18 protein-coding genes are annotated in these 23,871 nt (G+C 54.4%); 5 read left to right on the forward strand and 13 right to left on the reverse strand.

Annotated elements, in window-relative coordinates:
* Positions 1-74: 74 nt before the first annotated feature.
* The 3 genes from J7I43_RS08475 to J7I43_RS08485 all read right to left on the reverse strand — a co-directional run bounded on the left by J7I43_RS08475 (position 75) and on the right by J7I43_RS08485 (position 2,498).
* Positions 75-1,136 (reverse strand): FecR family protein, encoded by a 1,062-nt coding sequence (locus tag J7I43_RS08475; protein WP_209145241.1) that lies wholly within the window; start codon positions 1,134-1,136, stop codon positions 75-77.
* 71 nt (positions 1,137-1,207) lie between these two features.
* Positions 1,208-1,771 (reverse strand): RNA polymerase sigma factor, encoded by a 564-nt coding sequence (locus tag J7I43_RS08480; RefSeq protein WP_262898668.1) that lies wholly within the window; start codon positions 1,769-1,771, stop codon positions 1,208-1,210.
* A gap of 79 nt (positions 1,772-1,850) precedes the next feature.
* Complete coding sequence (locus J7I43_RS08485; protein ID WP_209145243.1) at positions 1,851-2,498, reverse strand: class I SAM-dependent methyltransferase; 648 nt, start codon at positions 2,496-2,498, stop codon at positions 1,851-1,853.
* Between the two features lie 138 nt (positions 2,499-2,636).
* On the opposite strand from J7I43_RS08485, the gene J7I43_RS08490 reads away from it, so the two are divergent.
* Positions 2,637-5,042 (forward strand): ABC transporter permease, encoded by a 2,406-nt coding sequence (locus J7I43_RS08490; protein WP_209145244.1) that lies wholly within the window; start codon positions 2,637-2,639, stop codon positions 5,040-5,042.
* An 88-nt stretch (positions 5,043-5,130) separates the two neighbouring features.
* Here J7I43_RS08490 and J7I43_RS08495 read toward each other — a convergent pair whose 3' ends face one another.
* The 5 genes from J7I43_RS08495 to J7I43_RS08515 all read right to left on the reverse strand — a co-directional run bounded on the left by J7I43_RS08495 (position 5,131) and on the right by J7I43_RS08515 (position 13,578).
* A complete protein-coding gene (locus J7I43_RS08495) occupies positions 5,131-6,921 on the reverse strand; it encodes a redoxin family protein (RefSeq protein WP_209145245.1) in 1,791 nt (596 codons plus the stop codon).
* Complete coding sequence (locus tag J7I43_RS08500) at positions 6,905-8,293, reverse strand: RagB/SusD family nutrient uptake outer membrane protein (RefSeq protein WP_209145246.1); 1,389 nt, start codon at positions 8,291-8,293, stop codon at positions 6,905-6,907. Before J7I43_RS08500 ends, J7I43_RS08495 begins: the two co-directional genes overlap by 17 nt.
* Before the next feature lie 20 nt (positions 8,294-8,313).
* Positions 8,314-11,514, reverse strand: a complete 3,201-nt coding sequence (locus J7I43_RS08505; RefSeq protein ID WP_209145247.1) for a SusC/RagA family TonB-linked outer membrane protein — start codon at positions 11,512-11,514, stop codon at positions 8,314-8,316.
* A gap of 164 nt (positions 11,515-11,678) precedes the next feature.
* The gene (locus J7I43_RS08510; RefSeq protein ID WP_209145248.1) at positions 11,679-12,869 is read right to left on the reverse strand and encodes a FecR family protein; all 1,191 of its coding nucleotides are present in this window, start codon (positions 12,867-12,869) and stop codon (positions 11,679-11,681) included.
* Positions 12,870-12,975: 106 nt separating this feature from the next.
* Complete coding sequence (locus J7I43_RS08515) at positions 12,976-13,578, reverse strand: RNA polymerase sigma-70 factor (RefSeq protein ID WP_209145249.1); 603 nt, start codon at positions 13,576-13,578, stop codon at positions 12,976-12,978.
* A gap of 347 nt (positions 13,579-13,925) precedes the next feature.
* Here J7I43_RS08515 and J7I43_RS08520 point away from each other — a divergent pair, with 347 nt between their 5' ends.
* The 3 genes from J7I43_RS08520 (at position 13,926) to J7I43_RS08530 (ending at position 15,760) form a co-directional block, all read left to right on the forward strand.
* Positions 13,926-14,360, forward strand: a complete 435-nt coding sequence (locus tag J7I43_RS08520) for a hypothetical protein (RefSeq protein ID WP_209145250.1) — start codon at positions 13,926-13,928, stop codon at positions 14,358-14,360.
* A 208-nt stretch (positions 14,361-14,568) separates the two neighbouring features.
* Positions 14,569-15,000, forward strand: a complete 432-nt coding sequence (locus tag J7I43_RS08525; protein ID WP_209145251.1) for a hypothetical protein — start codon at positions 14,569-14,571, stop codon at positions 14,998-15,000.
* 79 nt (positions 15,001-15,079) lie between these two features.
* Positions 15,080-15,760 (forward strand): DUF1345 domain-containing protein, encoded by a 681-nt coding sequence (locus J7I43_RS08530; protein WP_209145252.1) that lies wholly within the window; start codon positions 15,080-15,082, stop codon positions 15,758-15,760.
* A 53-nt stretch (positions 15,761-15,813) separates the two neighbouring features.
* Here J7I43_RS08530 and J7I43_RS08535 read toward each other — a convergent pair whose 3' ends face one another.
* Together J7I43_RS08535 and J7I43_RS08540 are read right to left on the reverse strand one after the other, a co-directional pair.
* Entirely contained in the window at positions 15,814-17,661 is a 1,848-nt protein-coding gene (locus J7I43_RS08535; RefSeq protein WP_209145253.1) for a M1 family metallopeptidase, read from the reverse strand.
* Between the two features lie 128 nt (positions 17,662-17,789).
* Entirely contained in the window at positions 17,790-19,364 is a 1,575-nt protein-coding gene (locus J7I43_RS08540) for a beta-N-acetylhexosaminidase (RefSeq protein ID WP_209145254.1), read from the reverse strand.
* Positions 19,365-19,436: 72 nt separating this feature from the next.
* Here J7I43_RS08540 and J7I43_RS08545 point away from each other — a divergent pair, with 72 nt between their 5' ends.
* Positions 19,437-20,477: an aminotransferase class I/II-fold pyridoxal phosphate-dependent enzyme gene (locus tag J7I43_RS08545; RefSeq protein ID WP_209145255.1), complete on the forward strand. Its 1,041-nt coding sequence runs from the start codon at positions 19,437-19,439 to the stop codon at positions 20,475-20,477.
* A 1-nt stretch (position 20,478) separates the two neighbouring features.
* Here J7I43_RS08545 and J7I43_RS08550 read toward each other — a convergent pair whose 3' ends face one another.
* The 3 genes from J7I43_RS08550 to J7I43_RS08560 form a co-directional block, all read right to left on the reverse strand.
* Complete coding sequence (locus tag J7I43_RS08550; protein WP_209145256.1) at positions 20,479-21,303, reverse strand: RteC domain-containing protein; 825 nt, start codon at positions 21,301-21,303, stop codon at positions 20,479-20,481.
* Between the two features lie 35 nt (positions 21,304-21,338).
* A complete protein-coding gene (locus J7I43_RS08555; protein WP_209145257.1) occupies positions 21,339-22,538 on the reverse strand; it encodes a hypothetical protein in 1,200 nt (399 codons plus the stop codon).
* Positions 22,539-22,711: 173 nt separating this feature from the next.
* On the reverse strand, positions 22,712-23,560 hold the full coding sequence (locus J7I43_RS08560; protein WP_209145258.1) for a hypothetical protein: 849 nt from the start codon (positions 23,558-23,560) through the stop codon (positions 22,712-22,714).
* Positions 23,561-23,871: the final 311 nt, after the last annotated feature.

Below are 23,871 nucleotides of genomic sequence, written 5' to 3' on the forward strand. Positions count from 1 at the left end.
GGGATACCGTTGTCGTTTTTCGGCGTTTTCCTCAATTTTGGCGGTATGTGATTAGACTTATTGCTCTTAAACTATTACCTGCAGCCTTTGCCTTCTATTGTAATGCCATAGCTGCTCATGCTGTACGATGCATCGACCGTTCTGGTGATCACTTTCAGTATCTCTTCCAGGCTCTCGTCTCCTAACGAAATGGTGATAAAACAATTATTGAACGAATCTTCGTTGTATTTAACGGGAATTGCGTACATCTTTTCAAGGGTCGTCAATACGGTGGAAAGCGGCGCTTCTTCAAAATCGTAGCTTACCGGCTTTTGCAGCGCGGCCGCCGCGGGGTATTTTCCACTCCATTCGTTGGTGGTAAGCGCACGGCGGTCTTCCGTGAGCGACACCACCTGCTTCGGCAGCACGATCTGCGCGGCGGATTGCTCCAGGTCCTGCCCTTTGAGGTAAACAGATACTTTGCCGGTGCTTACCGCCACAGATTCCTTTCCGCCGGAGGCGTTCACCTTAAAGCTCGTGCCCAGCACCTTCACCACTACATGCTGCGTATAAATATAAAACGGCTTCTGGGCGTTGGGCGCCACGTCGAAGAATGCGTCGCCGGAAAGGGTGATCTCCCTTTTGCTGCCGTTCATTAATAAATTGTAGGATATGCGCGCGCCTTTGGACAAGATCACTTTGGAGCCGTCGGGGAGGAACAGCAGCTCGTCTTCCTTGTTACCGTTGTACCGCACTACGTCCGCCGCTTCCACCTGGCTGGCCGAGCCTTCCTGCCCGGGATGCGTTTTGGGAAGAAAAAATAAAGTGGACACTGCCATTGCGCCGGTTACGATGGCTGCCGCCAACCAGAGCAATTTTTTATGGCCGCCGCCCCTGCGCCCGGGGGCAATGCCGGTTTTTATGTTCGCCAGCATTTCGTCCAGCTTGTCTTCATGAACGTCTTCCGCTCCCTCCTGCTCCGCCCGGCGCATTTCGAGAATAAAACGTTTTGCTTCTTCCGCCAGCGCCGCATTTTCATTGTCCGCCGCGATCCATTGCAGCCAGTATTCCGCATACGGGCTCTGGGGGTTCACCACCCAGTCTATGAACCGGTTGTCCAGCAGTAAATGATGTATGTGCTCTTCGTATGGATGCATAACGTATATAAGGTAATGGACGGTTCCCTCCTTTTATACTCACTTCGGGGCTGATTTTTTTTAAAAAAAATTCAGGGCCGGTCCGGGCGGGCGGCGTAAGCTTTGCGCAGGGCTTTCAGGGCGCGTTGCATGAGGTTGAGCACAGACTGGTAGTTCATGCCCATCAGCTCCGCGATCTGCTCGTAAGGGAAATTGTGGTAAAAACGGAGGTGGATCACTTCCTGCTGGCGAAGGGGTAATTGTTCCAGCAAATGTTTGAGCGTATTGCGGGTCTGTACTTCCACTTCCCGCGCCATGATCTCCAGCTCCACGTATTCCACCTGCAGGCTGTCCGACGCCAGGCGCAGCTCCGATTCGCTCACGAAAGACTGGCGGGAATGGGCTTTGGCTAATTTATTGCGCAGCGCGCGGAAAAGATAATATTGCGGATGCGTGGTGTCTGAAAGGTTTTGGCGGTTCTTCCACAGTTCTATGAAAAGGTCCTGGATGCTGTCCTGTATCAGATCGAGGTTATGGGTGATCTTGCGGCCGTACCTGACCATGGATTTCACGTGGGCGCAATATATCTCCTCCAGGGCCTGCAGATCCCCATTCTTAAACCTTTCCCAGATAATATTGTGTTCCCCCGGAGGCAAGTAATAAGATATTAGTGCCGTTGCGGCATTTCATTGTTCACTGATACCAAGTTAGAAATTCCTCCAGGTATTTCCTAATTTATATTTCGGCCTTTATCTTCCCGCTCCATTCGAGCACGGAGCCCTGCAGGTATTTCATTTTCGTAAAAAAATCTGTTTCTTCAAACCCGGCGTCCAGCCAAAGTTGCCGGCAGCGCGGGTTTGCGTATAGAACTTTCAGCGGGCGGTTTTTCCTTTCCAGGCTCTCCTTCACCTTCCCGATAAAATCTTTCATCAACTTTTCATCAAAAGGATTGAACAGGAAGATCACGCCCGTGTGATCGGGAATATCATATTTTCTCGCATCGATGCAATGGATTATAAAACGCCCCGGCGGGATCGTGGCGAGCAATTTCGGTGAAATATCGATGCCTGTTACCGATCTGAACCCGTATGCCTCCGCAATGGCCAGCACCCGCCCCTTGCCGCATCCCACGTCGAGGAAACCGGTCTGTTTTTCCGCTTCGGTCACTTTGTCCATCAGCCACTCCGCGCTGAAATAATTTACCGGCTCGTACATCGTTACATGTGCGCGCTCCTCCACGGGGATCAACCCTTCCAGGTTGTCGGTCCCTATGGTATTGATGCGATACTTCCGCTCGCCGGCTATCTCCCGCTTCACGATAAAAAAAGCAAGGTTAACATCCCAATACCAGGCAACATACAGGAAATGAATGAGATACTTCACTTACCGAATGTACGAAGTGTCCGCATGCGGACAATCACCGGCCGGGATCGGACAAATGACGAATCAAAACAAATTGATTATCAATTCTATGCGTATCGGCATCAAATTCGCGGTCCAGGGGGCAATCAACGCAGCATTATGATATCTAACTACATCAGGATCGCATGGCGCAATTTCCGCAAAAGCCGGTTGTATGCTTTTGTAAATGTACTGGGGCTTTCCGCCGGCATCGGGTTCAGCCTGCTGGTGGCGGCTTTTGTGTGGAAGGAATTGAATGTGAACAAGGGGCTGAAGAACGCGGACCGTCAATATATTATCCAGAGCCGCTGGAAGGAAAGCAGCCAGGGTGGCGAGCTTACCACCGTGGGCATGCTGGCCCGCGCGATGAAGGAAGAATACCCGCACCTGGTGAAGAATTTTTACCGCTGGGACGGCGTTACCGCCAACGTGTCCAAAGGCGAAAAGGCTTTCAGGGAAGGACTGCAGCTGGGCGATTCCACCCTGCTCGAGATGTACGGCTTCGAACTGGCGCAGGGCGACCCTAAAACGGCACTTACCGGGCCGTACAGTTTGGTGATCACTGAAAACAAGGCCCGGAAATATTTCGGCAAAACAGACGTGCTCGGCGAAACCCTGGACATCGGCAACTTCGCGGGCGTTAAACAACCTTTTACCATCACCGGGGTGATGAAAGACCCGAAAGATAATTCCGTTACCAGTGTGGATGCAGACAATGCCAACCAGTTCTACATTTCCACGGGCAACATGCCTTATTTCAACCGCGACATCAATAACTGGTTCAACAAATACACCATCGCTTACGTGGAGCTGCAGCCCGGCGTTGCACCGGAAGCGCTGACCCGGCCGATGCAAAAATTATTGCAGCAGCATGCTCCTCCCAATATTTCGGCCAACCTCACGCCTTCGCTCGTGCCGCTTGGCATTTATCATCTCGACGCGAACAACGGCATCGTCAGGAAAATGCTGTACGCATTGTCTGCCGTGGCGCTGTTTATCCTCTTCATGGCGATCATCAACTTCGTGAACCTTTCCATCAGCAAATCTTCTTCGCGCATGAAAGAGATCGGCGTGCGGAAAGTGCTGGGCGGCCTGCGCAGGCAACTGATCCTGCAATTCCTCACGGAATCGACCCTCACCGTGGCCGTGGCTACGTTGCTGGCTTGCGGGCTGTATATCGCGGGGCAGGATTATTTCTCCAGGATGCTCGGCACCAGCATCCCGGGATTGTTCAGCTTTCCCCTGTATTTTTATATCTGCCCCGTTCTTTTTGTGCTGATCACGGGTTTCGTGGCGGGCATTTATCCCGCGTTCGTATTGTCTTCCCTTCAATCGGTGGATTCGTTGAAAGGCAAGCCGGGCACGGTGAAAGAAAACATCTGGATGCGCAAGGCGCTGATCACGTTCCAGTTCTTCACCGCGGCCGTGGTGCTGATCGGCGCGATCATCATCAGCCAGCAGATCGGCTTTTTGTTTAAAAAAGACCTGGGGTACGACCGTGAATTTGTGATCGCCGCGCAGCTGCCGCGCAACTGGACGCCGGAAGGACTGCAGCGCATGTACGGCGTGCGGGACCAGTTTGCGCGCATGCCCGAACTGGAGAACGTGAGCCTTTCCTACGAGATCCCCGACGGCAATTATTCCGGCAACCGGCCGGTGTTCAAAGCCGGCGCGGATTCCACTACGGCCATTTCCACCATGACCATCTATACCGATCTCAAATACGCGTCGCTGTACGACCTGCGGCTGAGCGCCGGGGATTATTTCACCAAATCAGCTTCCCTGGCTGATCCCCGGAAGGTGGTGATCAACGAAACGTTTGCGAGATCGATGGGCTGGGCGCCGCAGGAAGCGCTCAACCAGCAGCTGCGTTCCGACGGCGACCCGAATATTTACACCGTGGCCGGCGTGATCAAAGATTTTCATTTTAAAACGATGCATGAGAAGATCGACCCGATGATGATCATGTCTACCGACTTCGTGGTGATCTACCGGTATATGTCCTTCAAAATGAAACCAGGCTCTCCTTCCGCCAGAATAGAGGCCGTACGCGCAAAATGGGCGGAGCTGATGCCCGGCGCGCCCTTCGAATATTATTTCATCGACGACCGGTTGACGCGTTTGTATGCCGTGGAAATGCAGCTGCGGAGCGGCACTTACCTTGCCACCGGGCTTTCGCTGGTGATCGTGCTGCTGGGCATACTCGGCCTCGTATCGCTGAGCATTCACAAACGCACGAAAGAGATCGGCATCCGCAAAGTGCTGGGCGCTTCCGCGGGCGGTATCGCCGCGCTGTTCGTAAAAGATTTTCTCGGCCTGATCGTGATCGGCGGGGTGACCGCCATACCGGTTGCATATCTTATCATGAAGAAGTGGCTGGGGAATTACATGTACCGCGTGGATATTACGGCGCACCCGTTCGTGCTTACGATCGTGGTGCTGGGCGCAGTGTCTATGCTGCTGATCGTTTTGCAGACATTCAAGGCAGCGGTGGCCAACCCGGCAAAAAGCCTCAAGACCGAATAAAAAAAGAAACTGCATATCTCATCCATTGCAAAAAAAAGAAAAGCCCCGGCTTCGCGCCAGGGCTTTTTCCATGCAATAGGGGTTCCCATTAATCTTGTAAAACCTGTTCCAGCTGCAGGCGGAGCTTTGTTTCCACCTCCGGGCCTTCGAACCCGATATTGCCGAACTGGATATTTCCTTTTTTATCGATGATGTAAGTAGCGGGAATGATCGTGAATTTGAACTTGTCCCCTACTTCCGGATCGGTGTTGTAATACACCGGGAAGGAATATTTTTTGTTGCCGGACCATCCCTGCGCGTCGGCCAATGTGTTACGCGCGCCGCTGTTCACGATCATGAATGCCACGTCGGGATTGTTTTTGTACTGGTCGTACAGCCGCTGGATGTAAGGCATTTCCTGCATGCATGGAATGCACCAGGTGGCCCAGAAATCGATCAGCACCACTTTGTTTTTTAATGATTCAACATTCAACGGTTTCCCTTTCATGTCCACAAAAGCGGCCAGCGACGGGGCCGGGCGGTTCACCCGCTGCGCAGCGATCTTTGCGGCAAGCTCTTTTTCCCGCAGGGCGTTCAGCGCTTTCAACTCTTCCTGCATGCCAGCAAGCTGGTAAAACGTGCCCACATTGTCCAGCGTTTCCTTGTCGGTATTTGTTTGCAGCGCTTCTTTCATTTTCGCGGCGGCGTCTTGCGTGTCGCCGGCTTTCATGCTCAGCAGGCCGAGCATAGACAGCATGTTCGCCTTCGCTTTGGCCGTTACGGCGCGGCGCGTGCTGTCGTCCACAGCGGGATAGATATGCCCCGTTTCCGGGAAATGACGGATGATGCCCGCCGGGAAACGGTCTGCCATGGCCAGCGCCTTTTCCGCGTAACCGCGGGCCAGGTCGGGCGCCACGTTGTTGTCCAGCAGGGTTTGCGCCATGCTTTTGTACGTATTGGGCAGGTAAGGATTGGTAGTGTCCAGCGTGATCTTCGCCGCGTGATACCTTACTTTGGCTTCGTTTTTACGCGCGGCGTACAGGTCGAACAATTGCTCGTGCATGGCTGAGAATTCGCTGGTGTTCTGCGGCGTTTCCGCTTTCAGCGCGGCTTCGAGCAATGCGATGCGGCGTGTGGTATCCGGCTCCTGGGAGATCGCCGACGCACGGAGGTCCCGGCCGATCCCGGTATCCGGGTACCGCTCCCGAACCACTTTGTAAATGGAATCCACGCGGCTTCTTTCGCCGAGTATCAGGTAAGCCATGGTTACCTTATTGACGTTGCCCATCACGGTAGGCGCCTTATAAAAACGGTCGGCGATCACTTTGTGCGCCTGTTTGTAATACTTTTCCTTTTCCTTTCCTTCGCTGATGCTCATTTTATAATGCAGCAGCCGCACTTTCGCTTCGTAGTTATCCGGGTACAGCGCAAGCTCCTTTTCATACTGTGCAGCCTGCGAAGCGGCCAGTACCGGGCTTTTGCCGAGCTGCGCGCCGAGACTGTAACCTTTGTACAGGTTGCCGTTCTCCACCGGTTTCCCGTTTTCGTACACGGGCACTTCGTAATGTTTCCCGGGCCCGGGCTTCTCAACGGAATCGCCGCTGATCAGCGTAAAAGTGGCGAACGCCGCGAATTTCGCAAGTTTAAAAGAGGTCGTCCATTTGCCGTCTTTTTTATCCATTTTTATTTTCCAGGGCAGGTCGTAAAAATTGGAATAGGTAAAGTTCAGCGTTACCGAAGAAGCGTTTGCGGGAATGGGCGAGCCCGGCACGGACGGGTCGAACGTAACTGTAACGGTCTGCCCGCGCTCCGGCATGGCCGGCTGAATGGTAACCCGCTGCTGCGCCCCGGCAAAAAGGGGAAGCAGCAGCAGTACCAGTATCTTATTGATTGTAACCATCGTTCTGCGTGAGTTTTATGTTGGTTTTGCGGGCGTCTGAAGGAATGGGATACAGCGTATCCGTCTTTTGCCACTCGGCGCCTTTGATCGGCCCCAGCACGGCATCTGCACGATTCGTGCGTTTCAGGTCGAACCAGCGGTGGCCCCATTCGGTGAACAGCTCCACCTGGCGTTCCTTCTCCACTGCCAGCAGCAGCGCTGATTTGCCGAGATTGTCCGGTAATACGGGCAGGTTCGCTCTCAGGCGGATGGAATCGAGGTCGGAACGACCGTCGTTCAGCTTATCCTGCTGGATGCGCGCTTCCGCACGGATCAGGAATTGTTCGGCAAGACGCATTACCATGGAATATTCGGTGACTTCCGCAGCGCCGCTGCGCACTTTGTATTTCATCGGCCAGTAGATGTGCGCGCCGGTGGACAAATAGCGGTCATCCGTCCAGTCAACCAGCCGCGTGTCGCCGGTCTCGAATTTCGCGACCAGGTTGGTCGTATCGAGCCGGAAAGTAACGGTGGATGCGGCGGAAAAAGGCACTACGGTAAACCCTTCCCAGGTATTGCGGCCCCCCGCGATGTTCACCGGCTGCAGTTGCCAGATCGCTTCGCGGCTGTTGGCGAGGAACACGCTGTTCAGATCTTCCAGCAGGTCGTACTGGCTGTTGGTAAGCACCTCGGTGGCTGCGGCCTCAGCTTTGGCCCAATCTTTCGTATACAGGAAAACCCTTGCAAGCAAAGCGTTTGCAGCGGATTTATTCGGGCGTACGCGGTTGGAGGTCTGGTAATTATCCGCCATCAGCGATCTTGCCTGCTGGAGGTCGCTGATGATCTGGGTGTATACGCTCTGTACCGGGTCGCGCCCTTTGGCGCCATTTTCCACATAGTCGGTGGAAGTGATCAGCGGCACGTCGCCATACATATTGACGAGGTAAAAATAAAAGAACGCGCGCATGAAGTAGGATTCTCCCAGCAGCTGGTCCTTCACGGAAGGCGTAAGGTTCTGCGCCGCGGTAAGCCCCTCAATGCAGGAATTGGAGTGATATATGTAAGAATATAAGAACGTCCAGTACTGGTTCACGTAGTTGCTGTTTGGCAGCAGCCTCACTTCACGGAACACGTTGTAGTTCTCAAAAGTGCTGAAATAATACAGGTCGTCTGCCTGCATGGCGGTAAGAAAGTTAATGAGCGAGTTGGCGAACTGGTAATTGAACCCGTTCATGTTCACGTACAGGCCTACCACCGCAGCGGAAGCCGTTTGATCGTCCGTGAACACCAGCTGCGACACCAGCTCGGTTTTCGGCGTTGGCGTATCCACAAATTTGGAGCAGGATGCGAAAAGAACCGCGGCGCTTATGATCAGGAATTGTATGCTTTTCATCGTTTGTTGTTTAAGGTCCATTAAAAAGTAAGCTGAATGCCCGCGGTAATATTTTTCAGCGGCGGCATTCTGAAGCCCTGCGTTTCGGGATCAAGCCCTTCGTAATCGGTAAAGGTGAGCAGGTTCTGCGCATTGGCGTACACCACCAGCCGGCTCAATTTCAGCGCGCGGGCATAAGCGGTGAGGTCGTAACGCAATGAAACGTTCTTCAAACGGATGTAGGAGGCATCGCCCCAAACTGCGGTAGACAGGCGGTACAGGTCCCAGCCAACGTCTGCGCCGGTAGTGGTGGCACGGGGATAGTTGGTGATGTCGCCTTTCTTGCGCCAGCGGTTCAGCGCACTGCGGTCTTTGTTGGCCAGCACACCGTACGGGTTCGATTCATAACCGTAATTGATGCCCGGGCCTTCCTGGTTTACGAACTGGAACAGGAAGTCCAGCTCAAGGTTTTTATACCGCAGCGAGTTTTGCAGGCCGCCGTAATATTTCGGCATGTACTGGCCGAGTATCACGTAGTCGGTAAATTCGGAGATATCGCCGTCGCCGTCCAGGTCGCGGAACTCGGCCACGCCATCGTCCGGGTTCACGCGTAAAAATTCATACCCTTTCTGGATGGTCAGCGATTCGCCCACCACGTATTGATCTTTGTACGAGGAATTTTCGATACCATCGAATTTCTTCAGCTTGTTTTTGTTGATGGTAAGGTTGAAGGAGCTGTTCCAGGTGAAGTCCTTTTTCCGCACGTTCACCGTGTTCAACTCAAATTCCCACCCGCTGTTCTGCACCAGCGCGTCGAAGTTGGCGCGCAGCGCTTCGAAGCCCACTTGCGGCGTTAGCGCGAAGTCTATCAGCTGGTTGCCCGTGACATTGTAATAATAATTTGTATTGAAGAGAATGCGGTCCTGCAAGAAACCCAGTTCCAAAGCCACTTCAGACTTCCTCGATTCTTCCCACTTATAGTCGTTGTTCGCCAGGCGCGAAGGCGCGATGCCGGCGATGCCATCGTAGATGAAACCTACGGGGCTCCAGCTATCCAGGTAATCGTTCGTGCCGATGTTGTCGGAACCTACGGTGCCCCAGCTGCCTCTCAGTTTACCAAAGCTCAGCACGTTGTTGCCTTTAATGAAAGGTTCGTTGGAAAAGATCCAGGCTGCGCCGATGGCGCCGAAATTGCCAAAACGGTTGCCGGGGCCGAAACGGGTGGAACCGTCGCGGCGGAAGCTGCCGTTGATCACGTATTTTTCGTCCCAGTTGTAAGTAACGCGCCCGAAAGCGGAAGTATAACGGTACAGGCTGTAAATAGAAGTGCTTACAAGGTTGCCGGCCGCCTGCATGTTTTCAAGCAGCGCATCGCTGGAAAAGTTCGTGGCGTTGATGCGGTTGCCTTCGCGCAGGTTCTGCTGCCAGGTAGCGCCGGCCAGCACCTGCAATTCGCCTTTCGCGACGGTGCGGGTGTATTCCAGCTGCGGCTCCACCAGCCATGAGCTGGCGTCGGTATTGCCGAAGTAGGTCATGCTGCCGGGACTGGATTGCGGGTTGAACACAATGTTCGGGTATACCTGCACCTGGTCCAGGTTCGTGTTGGTGTAGCCGAGATTCACCTTGGCATTGAGGCCGGGCAGCACGGTATAACGGATCACGCTGTTGGCGATGAGGTTGTTGGTGCGGGCGTTGGATCTCCGAGGGATATAGGCGTACGGGTTCTGCATGGTATTGAACCAGTACAGCTTGCCGTCGTCCCCATATACGGGATAGTTGGGCACCATGTCATAATAATACGTGAGGTCGCTGGCAATAGAGCGGTCTTTAATGCTGGAATAGTTCACAGACGCGCTGATGTTGAATTTTTTATCGGCGCTGTTGTGATCGATATTGATATGCGAAGCACCGCGCGTATAGGCGGGATTGTTCGGCATCACCGTCGTTTGGCGGGTATAGGTGCCGCTGAGCAGAAAACGCGTTTGTTCCGTGCCGCCAGACACGGAGCCCTGCGCTTCCGTGATGTTCGCGGTGCCGCCGATCAGTTCCTTCTGCCAGTCGCGGCCTTTCTGCTGGTCCCACAGCAGCAGGTCGGGCGCGTTTTCTTCGGTAGGCGTTTCGCCGTCGTTGGCGAAGGCTTCCTTGCGCATTTCCAGGTATTCGCTGTTGCTGAGCATCGGCAACTTGTTCACCACTTTGCTGGCGCCGCTGAATACGTTGAAGTTCACGCGCGCTTTGCCGGCCTTTCCTTTTTTGGTGGTGATCAGTATTACGCCGTTGCCCGCGCGGGAACCGTAAATGGCGGTAGCGTCAGCGTCTTTCAGCACGTCGATCCTTTCAATGTCCGAAGGGTTGATGCTGGCCAGCGGGCTCAGCTCGCCGTTGGCGCTGTTGAAGGTATTGTCGTTGAGCGGTTCGTTGAAATAAGGGATGCCGTCTACCACGTACAGCGGCTGATTGCTTTGCAGCAGCGAGTTCTGGCCGCGCAGCGTTACGTTGAAACGCGCGCCGGGCAAACCGTTGCTGGATGAAATGAACACGCCGGCCAAACGCCCCTGCATAGCCGCAAAGGGGTCTACCACCGGGCTGTTCTCGATGTCTTTGCTTTTTACGGAAGACACGCTGCTGGTCAGGCTCCTCCTCGACGCGGAACCATAGCCGATCACCACGGTTTCGTCCAGCGAGCTTACGGCCGCTTTCAGCCGGATGGCGAGCGGGCCGTTGGCGGGCACCGTCACTTCGCGGGTTTCATATCCGATGAAAGACACTACCAGCACGCTTCCCGGCTCGGCGTTGATCGAAAAGCCGCCGTTCACGTCGGTGACCGTACCGGTGGAAGTGCCTTTGATCTTGATGCTTACGCCGATCAAAGCAAGACCATCTTCACCGGTCACGGAGCCTTTTATTTCCTGCAATACAACGCTGGCGGAAGGAGAAGCGGGCGCGGCCGGTTTAGGCCGGATGAAAATGGTTTTATCTTTGATGGAATAATCCAGCGGCTGTTCTTTGAACACTTCCGCGAGAAAAGTGCCGAGCGGCTGGTTTTGCGCGCTGATGGTCACGTTACGGGTGCTGCGCAGCAGGTCCCGGTCGTAAAAGAACAGGTAACCGGTCTGCTTTTTCACAGCGGTGAACACTTCTTCGAGCGGTGCGTTCCGCAGAGACAGGGATACGCTCTGTGCATAAGAGCCGGCGGAAACTTTCAGGCTCGCCACGATCATGAGAATGACAGTTAATCTCATAGTGCGTCTTAGTTTGGTTGAAAAAAGCCCAGGTAAGGAATGGGCCTTTGCATGATCATTCAATTGCATAGATTTGCATTGTTTGGATAATAGTAATAACTAGTTGGTTGCTATATTTCCTGACATTCACCGGGGGCGGGTCCAAGCGCCTCCGGTTCCTGTTTTTAAGGCATTACGACGATCTTTTTCCCTTCTATATTAAACCCGATGCCCGTGCTGCGAAGCCCCTCGAGCACATCGGAGAGTTTCAGGTTGCGTTGAATTTCGCCCTGGAAGCGGCGGGACGGAATCTGCCCGCGGTATTCCACTTCCACATCGTACCAGCGTTCCAGCTGCCGCATTACGGATTGAATGTCCGCGTCGCGGAAATAGAATATCTCGTTTTTCCAGCCCACCGCTTCTTCGGTATCCACGTTGCGCAGCACGGTGATCTGCCCGGAGCGGTTCACCCGCGCCTGCTGCCCGGGACTGAGCCGCCTGGAATCGTTGCCGGCCTTCACCTGCACGGCGCCTTCCAGCAAAGTGGCGCTGATGCCGGGTTCGTTGGTGTAAGCGTTTACGTTGAAATGCGTGCCCAGCACGGTTACTTCGGTTTGCGGCGTTACCTGCACCCTGAAAGGATGCGCGGCGTCCTGTTTTATTTCGAAATATGCTTCGCCGGTCATTTCCACCCTGCGCTCCGCTCCGCTGAAGGCTACCGGGAACCGCAGGGACGATTCGGCGTTGAGCCAAACGGCGCTGCCGTCCGGCAAAGTGATGCGGAACTGCCCGCCGCGCGGCGTTCTGAGGGTGTTAAAAACGGGCATGGCGCCGGCTTCCTGCGACTGGTATACCAGCAGGCCGCCGGTTTGTTTGATGGCGGCGCCCTGCTGGGCGATCACCTGGTTGCCGGCGCTGTCCAGCGAAACGGTGCTGCCGTCTGCCAGGGTGAGCGTGGCTTTATTGCCGCCGGGCAATGCGTCGTTCACCGGTTGCACGGCCACAGGCGGTTGCTGCGGTTGTTTCCCCGGCATCAGCATCCAGGTGCCGACAGCGGCCAAACCGGCCACCACGGCGGCAGCCAGCCACCAACGGCCACCGAAACGCAGGGTGCGGGCGGCAGGTTTTACCTGTTCTGTGGGAAAATGTTTTTCTGCAAAACGCCGCCAGCCCTGTTCCTCGTCGGTAACGGCATAGGCGGCCAGTTTATCGTGAAGGGACGCATCGGCCGTAAGGGATTCAAAAAAAGCCCTGTTCCCGGGCGAAGCGGCCACCCAGGCGTCCAGCTCTTCCCGCTCCTGCGCGCTCAGCTCCCCTCTCAGGTAACCGAGCACCAGGTAAGCGGCCCTTTGCATTAACGGTTGATCTGGTTCCAATTTTTTGTGGTTTTACTATAGAAACAACGATCCCTTCGTTTCGATGAAAGGAAATAGAAACTTTTTTCGGAAATTTTAAGAAAAATGAAGCGGATGAGGAAAATATTTAATTTATCCCCTTCAAAAAAGCCAGGTAAGCCATGAGCGCGGGCAAGAGGTTTTTCTTCAAAAGGCCGCTCCTGATCAGCTTCAGGGCGCGTAATTTTTGTGTGCGCACGGTATTGTAGGAAATGCCCAGCGAGCCGGCGATCTCTTCGTTTTTCCGGCCTTCCAGGTAACTGAGTGTAAATACCCGGCGGCATTGCGCGGGCAGGTTCTCTATCTCGCGGTACAATTCGCCGATGATCTCGGTTTCCGCCAGCACGGGGTCGAATGCGGCACCCGCTTCGTGCTCGTGCAGGTAAACGAATGCCTGCTCTCTTTCGTTGCGGCGTTCCCGTAGTTTAAGATAATTCAGGCAGGCGTTTTTGGTGGAGATATATAAAAAAGCCTTCACCGCGGATGCGGTCGGAAAGTCGCCCCGTTTGTCCCAAAACCGGGAAAACACGTCCTGCACAATGTCTTCCGCCTCCTGCCTGTCGGTAATGATAGACGTGGCAAAGAAACAAAGCGACCGGTAATGCTGGCCGAATATAGCCCTGAAAGCCTCCTGGTCTCCCCGGGCCACCCTCTGCAGCAGCTCCTGCTCGTTATTTAGATTCTCGGACATTCCACGGAATAACAGCCTCGCCTGTGTTTTAAGTTCATTTGAAGCCCTAAAAATACCAAAAATCGTCCGTTTTCGGGATAAAGTGTCCGCTTTTGAAAATCATCGTTTTTCCACAACCGGTCGTCCCTGTTCACCTTCGCCACCCTTCCCGGGGCGCATAACATCAAACCGCCTTCAAACCCGCCAGGAATGCCGGTGTCCGCATAAATCCCAATTCCGGACAACCCTCTTTTCAGCCTCCCATTAATACCTATTCGCTTGCCGTCCGTCTTTCACGGAAGTAATTTTACGTCATCGAACAACACAAAAACAAAACCACATTCCGAATCCTTAAAAACATTATAATCATGAAAAAGCTCCTCCTCCTCGCCGCCATCGTTCTCACCGCCGCCGCATCTTTCGGCAGGGACGTTCACAACCGCAAAGTGCAGTTTGCTTTCGATCGCGCCTTCGCAGGGGCGAACAACGTTAGCTGGTACGAACTGAGCGATAACTATATGGCCAAGTTCACGCTCAATTCCCGCAAGATCACCGCACACTTCGACCGCGCCGGCAACCTGCTCGCCACTTCCCGCATCATCTCCGACGCAGAGCTGCCCACACAGGTGATCAACAAGCTCATCCGCAAATACCCGAACCAGAAGATCCACACCATCGTGGAATACGCGGTGGAAGGCAGTACTTATTACGCCCTCACGATCGAAAGCGGCACGCACTGGACCACCCTGCGCGCAGACAGCTTCGGCGAGATCACCATGCTCACGAAATTAACGAAAGCATAATCTCCATTGCCTCCGCCGGCAAAATCACCAACGTGCGCCCGATCGGGTGCACGTTTTTTTATGTCCTGCGCACATTTTCAGAATAACGGTATCCTATACACGTTATCTAGTGCCATTTTTTCTTGCAGTTACGGCTTCGGGGAAGTACATTTACGGGTCTATCCCAAAAGATCAAGACAACTTTTATTATCCCTAAACACTATCAGACATGAGAATGCTCGCCCTTCTTGCGGCTATGTTCCTTACTGCCACCGCTTTCGGCAGGGACGTTAACAACCGGAAAGTACAGATCGCTTTTGAACGCGCCTTCGCCGGGGCGGACAATGTTACCTGGTTCGAAGTGAAAGATCACTACATGGCGAAGTTCACGCTCAATGCCCGAAAGATCACCGCGCATTTCGACAGATCGGGCACCTTGATCGCCCTGTCCCGCATGATCGACGGCAACGAATTGCCCACGCAGGTAATGACCCGGCTCGTCCGCAAATACCAGCACCAGCGCATCCACTGCGTGATGGAATACGTGGTGGACGGCCGTACGAATTACGCGATCACGCTGGAAGGCGATACCCACTGGACGGTGCTTCATTCCAATCCCACCGGCGAGTTCAGGCAGCTGCAGAAATTGCAGAAATCATAACGCCTTCGCAGGGAAAATTTTTAACACAAACGGGGCTGTACACCGACTGTACGGCCCCGTTTTTTATGTAACTTTAAAAATGCCCCTCAATCAATTTTCCGGCCTGCTGCTGCGCCTGCACCCGTTCCACAAAGTGCTTGCGGGACTGATCGTTTCCCTCCTGGTGTACCTGCTGGTGCGCAACGCGCATCTCAACAGCCTGGTACTGTACATGCTGCTCTGGGAAACCTTCGGCCTTACCTACATCCTCATCACCTGGTGTTTCTTTTTTACCCGCCCGGTGGAAGAGATACGAAAAGTAGCGCGGATAGACGATGGCGGGCGGACCTTCGTATACGGTTTTATTCTCGTGGCCTCCTTTGCCAGCATGGTAACGGTGCTGCTGCTGATCCTGTCCAAAGAAGCGGGAGACACGTCCATGGCTGTTTACCTGCCGGTGGCCATCGGCGGCATCCTCATATCGTGGTGGCTAATTCATACCACGCTTTCCATCCATTACGCCAATCTTTATTACGACGATGACGAGACCGACCGGACCAAATACGCCGGGGGATTGAGTTTCCCGCACACGAAAACGCCGGATTACCTCGATTTCGCTTATTTCGCTTTTGTTATCGGCATGACCTTCCAGGTGTCTGACGTGCAGATCTCCTCACGCAAAGTTCGCCGGGTAGCGTTGGTGCACGGATTGCTTTCGTTTTTCCTCAATACGTTCGCCGTGGCGCTTACCGTCAATCTCATCGCCGGCATCCGCGGATAAAAAAAATCCCGGCCGCCAGCGGCAACCGGGATTTCCATAAAATTATCGGCGGATCATTTCACCAGCTTGTTCAGCGATTCCTGCGCCAACGGGTGATAGTTCTGTTTGTATTTGCTGTAGATGCGAACGGCCATTTCCTTGCCCTTCGGCGTTTTCATCATTTCAGCGTATAACGGCGTGAGAAATTTGCGACGGCCCACTTCGCTGAGGAATTTTTCCATCGCGGGATATGCAGGCTCGTAATCTGCCGCCACGGCCATCACGAACCACTGGTCCGCCATTTCGCTGTTGCCGGTTTCGGTGAAGCCGAAAGCCGCGTCCAGCTCTTTCATTTTTTCCTTGTCAGCGCCGGTGAGCGCACGCAGGAAATACAGCCACTCGTGCGAGCTCCAGCCGGTGGTTTGTAATGTTTTCGCAGCCGTTCCTTCTTTGAAACGTTTCACTTCGTCGCTCACTTTGGCAAACCGTTTCTGCGGCGCCCTCGGGCAATTGCCGGGGATGCCGGGGCCGTACACCCAGTCTTTGATCCGGATTGCCGACGCCATGGCGGTATCGCCTTTGATGAGGTTCGCGTCGAGGTATTGGAGGAATTGGGCGGTGTTCATGGTTTTGAACGCGTGGCTGTCGAAATACGTGCGCAGGAAAGTATCCAGTTTTGCGCGGCCGGCGTTTTTTTCGATCAGGCGGAGGAAGTGCGCGCCTTTTTCATAAGCGATGTCCGTAAGCCCGTCGTCCGGGTTACGGTCGTGCAGGTCGAGTTTGAGCCAGGTGTCTTTGCTGTCTTTTCCCAGTTCGTCCACGGTGCCCTGCAGGTCCTGGTAGCCGAGCTCCCAGAGCATGTCCGCATAATTTTCGCCCTGCATGGCTTCCATGATGCGGCGCTCGAAATACACGGTAAAACCTTCGTTCAGCCAGAAATCTTCCCAGGTCGCGTTCGTCACCAGGTTCCCGCTCCAGCTGTGCGCCAGCTCATGCGCAATGAGCGACACGAGCGACCGGTCTCCCGCGATGATGGTAGGCGTGGCGAACGTCAGGCGCGGGTTTTCCATGCCTCCCAGCGGGAAGCCCGGCGGCAGCACCAGCACATCGTAACGGCCCCAGCGGTAAGGACCGTAAAGCTGTGCGGCGGTAGTCACCATTTTGCCCATATCCGCCAGTTCCCATGCGGCTTTTTCGAGCATGGCCGGTTCGGTGTATACGCCGGTGATGCTGTCTATCGCCTTGAATGAAATATCGCCCACGGCCAGCGCCATCAGGTAAGCGGGCACGGGCTGCTCCATGGAAAAATGATAAATGCCGCTGTCGTTGCGCTGCTGCACGTTCTCCGCGCTCATCAGCGCCATCAGGCCGGCGGGCACTTTTACGGTGGCGGTGTAAGGGAAACGGATGCCGGGGCCGTCCGGACAAGGGATCCATGTGCGGGCATAAATGGATTCGGATTGCGTATACAGGAAAGGCTGTTTTTTGCCCATGGTTTGCGAAGGCTCCAGCCATTGCAGCGCGGTGGCTTCGGGAGAGGTTTTGTACCAGATCTGCACCAGTTCGGCGGACTGGTCCACGGGGATGTTCAGCCTGCTGCCGAGCACGGGCAAAGCCGCGTCCAGCGAATGCTGCACTTTCCGGCCGTTTACCGAAACGCTGTCGATGGTGAGGCCGTAAGTGTCGAGCTTCAGCAGCGGGATGTTCTGCGGATTGGCCACATGCCAGGCGGCCACGCCGCTGATCTGTTTATGTTCGAAGTCCACGCCGATGTTGAGATCGAGTTTGCGGATGTCGATGCTGTCTGCATTCGAAAGGGTATGCTGGTCTTTCACGGGCAAGGTTTCCGCCTCCTGCTTTGGCGCGGGTTGTTGACAGGCGGCTGCAAGCAGCAGCGCTCCCGCGAGCATTGCGTATTTCATGAAACAGGTTTTGATAAAGCTCCGAAGATATCACAAAATCCGGGAGAACGCGGCGGGAGCGCCGTTGCACTTAAACAGGAAGGCCGCCCGACGGCAGCCTTCCTTGAAGATATTTGTCCGCAAAATGCTTACCTGATCGGCTCGGGCGTGCTTTTCGGCGATTCCATGTAATAGATGCCCTGTTGTTTCAGCAAAGGCAGGTGCTGTTTGAGGCGCTGCTCGAACTGCGCGAAATCGCGCTGCTCCGGCGCCGTCCATGCCGCTTCGGCCAATGCCAGCAGTCGGGGGAAGGTCATGTAATACATGCGCTCGGTGGTTCTTACCGTTTCCGTCCAAAGGTTCGCCTGGATACCTTCTATCTGCGCCGCGCGGTTGCCGACGGGCACGGGTAAAGTGGCGAGGGAAAAATCGTACACGCGTTTGAGCGGGTTAAAACCGCCCGCCCATCTGCGGCCCACGGTATTGGAACTGTCCTGCACGAAATCGAAATAATACGGCAGTCGCGGGCAAAGCACCACGTTATAACCTTTATCCAGCGCGCCTTTCAGCTGATCGGCCTTGTCGTGGCGCCACCAGAACACGATGGTTTCCTTGGCGGGCAGCTGCGCGGCGGTCACTTCGTCCCAGCCGAGCACTTTGCTGTTCAGTTTCAGCAGCGTATCGGCCATCCGTTTGATAAAATAATGCTCCACTTCCAGCAGGCTGTTCAATCCTTTGGTCTGCATCAGCTGTTGTACGGCCGGGTCTGTCTTCCACTTTTCGGAGCCGAAGCTCACTTCGTCGCCCCCGATATGGATCATCTGCGAAGGGAACAGCACGTTCACTTCCCTGAGAATGTTCGTAAGATATTGATACGTTTCTTCCTTACCGGGATTAAACGTGAATTCCGGGTATTTGGCGGAACCGCCGCCGCTGAACTGCGGATAGGCTTTGTTGGCCGCGGTGGCGTGGCCGGGCATGTCTATCTCGGGTATCACGGTAATGTGGCGTTCTTTGGCGTAAGCTACGATCTCTTTGATCTCGTCCTGCGTATAATATTGCGCGGGAGCGGTGGAATCGCCGTGTACGCCGATGCCGCCCACGAGGGAAAGGCGCGGGTATTGTTTGATCTCCAGCCTCCAGCCCGGCTCGTCCGTAAGGTGCCAGTGGAAACGGTTGAGCTTGTAAGATGCCATTTCGTCGAGCAGTTTTTTCACGACGGCTTTGCCGAAGAACTGGCGCGATTCGTCCAGCATAAAACCTCTCCAGCCAAACAACGGCTTGTCGGCAATATTCCAGCAGGGCACCTGCGCGGCCGCCGCTTTGGGTTTGGCGGTGCGCACCAGCTGCATCAGCGACATCATGCCGTAAAAAATGCCTTCGTCGCCGGAAGCGCTGATGGTTACCTGCGTGCCGGTCATTTCCAGCGAATAGGCGGCGGGGTTATCCCCTTTCACTTTTTTCAGCAGGATGCCATAGCCGGGCGCCTTGGGCGCAATCACCAGCCTGATGCCGGCGTATTGCAGCAACTGTTGCTGCAGCATATTGGCGGACGCGAGCAGGGCGGGCTCCGAAACCGCCAGCGGCGTGTGATCGTTCAGCGGGAAAACCGCCTTTACGGGCGTGCTTTGCGAGGGAAGCGGAATAACCGGGCAGCTTTGCTGCGCCTGGGATAACAGGCTGACGCATACGAGCGCCATCACCGAAAAAAAGGACCTTATCATACAGATTTCTACGTTTATGAAGTTTTAAAGATAATAATCCTCGCGGAAGGTTCATATTTCCTAACTTTCGGCATGCTTAACCTGAATATGAACTACCCTTCCGTGCCCCGGGAAATGAAAGTGTTCCTCGATTTTTGCCGGCAGTTGCCCGCAGGCCAGCAATACGACCTGCTGCATCCGCCGTACCAGCCGCTCAGCCGGCCCGATCAGGAAACGCTCGGCCAATGGCTGCATTTTTCCCCGGAAGATCATCACATCACGCTTACGCCCAGCGCCAACGGCGGGCTTTCGGCGGTGCTCACCGCGCTGCGCGGAAAAATGGAGGAAATTGCCGTGGAGCCCTTTACCTTCCCGGGTTTCAGGCAAAATGCGCTGTATGAAGGTTATAGGTTGAGAGTGATCCGGTCAGATGAAGAAGGGATGTTGCCGGAAGCACTGGAAGACACGCTGAAAAAATACCCGGCCAAACTGATCTATATGCAGCCCACGGTGCACAATCCCACCTGCGCCGTGATGTCTGAAGAAAGAAGAAAAAAGATCGTAGATATCGTGCGGTCTTTTGAAGACGTGTATATCCTGGAAGACGATGCCTACCGTTTCCTTCATCCTTCCCCGCCCCCGTCGTTCCTGGCCTTGATGCCCGAACGCACCATTCATCTCTACAGCCTGTCGAAGGTGCACAATCCCATGCTGAAATCGGGTTACGCGATCCATCCGCGCAACCTGCTGCCTGACCTGATCAATATCGTGAGAATGCAAAGCAGCGGCGCATCGCTCCTGTTCGTGCGTTTCGGGCTGCATTTGATCAACAGCGGGCTGCTTACGCAGATCATGGAGGAAAAACGCGCCGTGGCGATCCGCTGCGCGGAAACATTCAAAGAAATTTTCAAAGACGTGCCCTACCGTACCTTCCCCGGCAGTTTTCATTATTGGCTTCCGTGCAAAAATCCCGGTGCTACCGTGCAAAAACTGCTTCAGGGAAACATCGATATTTCCAACGGGGAACTGTTCAGTTTAACAGAAGACAATCATTACGTGCGCGTGGCGCTCGGCACCTGTTGGGATAAAAAAGAGCTGCCCGGCGCGTTGCGGCGTATTGCGGCGGAACTGTAGCTCATTCCAGTTCCTCTATCCTTTTCAATAAGCCGTCTTTTAACCGTGTGAGAAAAGACGCCGTTTCCTTTTTCCGCATCCTGATGTCGCGGAAATTGCTGTATACATTGCCGAAGTCGATCTCCAGGGAATTTTCCAGCCATTCGAATATCTGTTTCAACTCGGCCGCGCCGTCGTTGAAGCTGCCATTGACATGAAGGGCGTACACCAGTTCCACGAGATCGGTTTTTGAATGCGTCCACCGCAGGCGCGGCTTGTAGTGCAGGTTTCGCGGCAGCGCATGGATCTGTTCGAGTTTGCCGATGAGATATTTGCTGACATCTTCCAGCGCGATCAGCTCCGCCAGCCGGAAAGACGTTACGGTGCAATACCGTGTGTCCAGCACGCCATCCAGGCCGGTGGGATATTCGTTGTTGTATTGACTGCCGCGCAGGAAATACTGCGCATCTTTATCCGTTGCGCCGCCGCGGTAATAAAGGTACAGCGCGTTATGCACCTCGAAGAACATCGTAATGCGGCAAAGCTCCTGGTCGAGGAATTTTTTGTAATCGTCGCGGATACTTTTAGGCCTGTCCGCCTCTATCCTGAAAAGCTGGCTGTAATAAATTTTCCTGCTGAGCACATAGGGCTGAATATGTTTGAAAAAATATATTTCGATGGCCGTGCCTCCGAAATGCTCAGGCACCGCGTCTTTCAGCCTGGCGGCGGCCCGGTCCGCCAGCAGCGCGCCGGCTTTGTATCTTTCCAGCAGGTTGGGTATGCGCGTTTCGGTCTCCGCCAGGTCCTGTTCCAGGTTCGCCAGTATTTGCGTAAAATGACTTTTCATGTGCAGGGTGATTTTTCCAGGATTTGAATGTTGACTTAATAGCCGGTATGCGCGCGCATCTGGTCTTCATAATCGTTCAACCTGTCCAGCACCCGGCTCAGCCAGTTTTTACAGGTCGTTACGGTAGCGAGGCTGGGATTGAAAAATTTCAGCCTGAAAACATCTTCCATTCCCGCGTCCGTTTTTTTCAGCTGCAGCATGTTGGCCACGGCGGCGAACAATTGCTGGACAGACGTGGAGCGGATGATCCCTTCTTCCATGTACACTCTCGCCATCAGCGCCGCCTGCGGAATGGCGAGGAAAGCGGTCATCTTTTCTTCTTCCGGGTTTGCGGCGGCAGGCGGCTGTGCGATGGTGGTCATCAGCGTGCGGATGAAGATGCGTTCTTCTTCCAGCCATGCAGCCAATTGATCTTTGATGTGAAAACCGTTGGCCTGGAAACCTTTCCCGTCGCGGAACGGCGGGATGTTCCTGATCTCCCGGATGCACCAGGTGAGGGTATTGACGCGGCCCTGCATGTCGCTGAACTGGCGGAGCCACCTGCGCATGCGGCTGGTGCAGTAAAGGAAATATTCCGCCGAATTGAAGTTGAGGTGCACGAGCAGGAAATGCGCTTCCAGGTTGAACTGGTCCGCGGGCACGGATTCGAAGCTGGCGGCGGTCACCAGTTGGCCGAGCAGGTCGCGGTAATACGCGAGCTCCTGGAAACTGATCCGCACGTCTGCATCTCCGGTGAAACGTTTTACCGGCGCCAGCACCAGTTCCAGCAGGTCCGGGTCGAGGCCGCTTTTTTTCAGTTCGCGTTCCGCCGCTTTGAGCCTGGGCTGCAGCTGTTGCCGCGCTCTTGCGGCGTAGCTGAGCGGCAGGTGCAGGCCTGGCAGCAGGAGTTTACTGAAATGCTGTTCCATCGCTACCAGCACGGCCTGCAGCATTTCTTCCACGGAACCGTAAAATATATCGGTCTCGTCTGGCGCGGCGGATGCGGGCAAAGTGGCGCGATGGCCGAAACGGAAACGGTGAATGGTGTCCAGCAGTTCCACGCACATGTTTTGCCACTGGCGGATCATGGCGGCGTGCGCGGGATCTTCCGGCGATGAGGACAGCTCCAGCAGCTGGCCGGTGATACGGAGTTTTTCTTCCTGCACGCGGCTGAGGTAAGCGGGCAGGCTGCCGGTATTTTTCACCAGCATTTCCGGGCTGAGTTGTACCGTTACAAATTGGTTAAATGTTCTCATATCTCGGGGATGTTATAATTCCATCAATATTCCGGGCGAGCGCGCACATATCGCTGTAAAAGTCCGGCTATAATTTTGAAAGAATTAACATCATCGTCACAGGTGTGAGATATTTTTTTCATAACCGGAAAGGTCAGGCATTTCTGGGGTCAACTGCACGTTTGTGGCGTTCTTCAGGAGCTCCAGGTGGTGAACAGCGTGTGCAGGAACAGTTTTTCTTCTTTGATCCATTCCTGCAGTTGGCCGCGGATGGAACCTTTACCGTGATGCAATGCGTATTCATTAGCCGGCATATTCTTCAGTTCTTTCCCGTACCAGATCAGCAGGGCTTTTTTCTCCTGAAGGGTGCGGAGCTGCGATACTTTCCGCCGCAGCATCCTGGTGGTATACCGGAACAGTTCCGGCGAATTAAAATTGTATGCATATAAAATGTGATGAATCCGCTCGTTGACGGTCATATGCCGCAGGGGCTGCTGTGTTTGCAGGTCCTGCACAAGGCGGCGGTAATACATGATGGTGCCGAACGTAAGCTGGCCGGCGGGTTGGCGCAGCGGCGCGAAGATGAGGCGTACCAGCTCACGGTCCGCCTTTTTATCGAGCAGCTGTTTTTCCAGGGCGCGGACGCGCGGTTCCAGCTGTGTTACGACGTGGCGGGCGTATGCTTCGGGCATGTAAATATCGCGGGCCAGGTATTCCGGGAAATGTTGTTCGAGCGCGATCAGGATGTCGAGCAATACGCAGGACACTTCCCCGTAAAAAACGTGCAGCGACTTCGCCGCCTGCTGGCGGAACAGCTGCAGCACATCGAGCATGGCTACGGTTTGCATCTGGTATTGGCGCAGGGCGCGGGCGTTGGCGTCCCAGCTGGCGGAAGCCGATTGCTGGTCTATATTCCGCAGGTCTGCCGTAATCCTGAACTTTTCATTCCTGATCTCATCCAGGTAAACCGGCATCTGTCCTTCTTCACAGATCAGATCGCCGGGAGCGAATCGTACGTACACCAATTGGTTTAACCTGTTCATTATTCACGCTGAATTTCCTATTTAAAAGACAAGATTTGGAGAAAAAAGGGTGAAAATGTGACACGCAATTTTATAATGCGATCAGCATTCAACCCTATAACACAAACATGATTGTGTATAGGGCGGCATGAAAAACTGCGGCATAGGAATGCCGTAGCTTATCACCGGCTCAACAAAATCGCGCGGGGCGCGTTGTATATGTTGTGTGTGCTGTATTAACAAAAAGCCGCCCGCCCAGGCGGGTAAAAGGCCAGGGAAAAGGTTTCCATTAACAAAAAAGAAATTATTTTTCCACCTGGTTCACCCTGATG

It is taken from the genome of Chitinophaga chungangae (assembly GCF_017742215.1).
Classification (GTDB): domain Bacteria; phylum Bacteroidota; class Bacteroidia; order Chitinophagales; family Chitinophagaceae; genus Chitinophaga; species Chitinophaga chungangae.